The following is a 326-nucleotide window of genomic DNA, read 5'->3' as shown; positions in this document are numbered from 1 at the left end:
AACAACGAAGACAATACGGAAGCATTGGCAACCAAAACAAACTCATTGTAGACAAAGCAAAAAACTATATGGAACAACACCCAAATTGGATTCCTCGTTTTTTAGACAAAGTAGAATTTGATAAAGACTACAACGCTCGTCAACAAATGGAACAACGTACACAACGACTACAAAACCTTTCTCAGCAACTCATAGATACCAAAACATTGTTAGATCACGATAATTACACCAACTCCTTAAGCTTTTATAGAATGATGCGCTATCTAGCAGGTGAAAACGAAGCAGGTGCTAAAACGGTATTTGAAGACATGAAGGTACTCTTTAGT

At 36.8% G+C, this 326-nt stretch carries 1 protein-coding gene; it reads left to right on the top strand.

Annotation, left to right across the window (positions count from 1 at the left end; translation table 11 throughout):
- A partial coding sequence (locus tag Q0828_RS24435; protein ID WP_298427995.1) for a hypothetical protein occupies positions 1-326 on the top strand: 326 nt, incomplete at both ends.

This window comes from uncultured Kordia sp., assembly GCF_947496985.1.
Lineage (GTDB): Bacteria > Bacteroidota > Bacteroidia > Flavobacteriales > Flavobacteriaceae > Kordia.
Note: the sequence above shows the minus strand (reverse complement) of the source record. Positions and strands in the feature narration are given on the sequence as shown.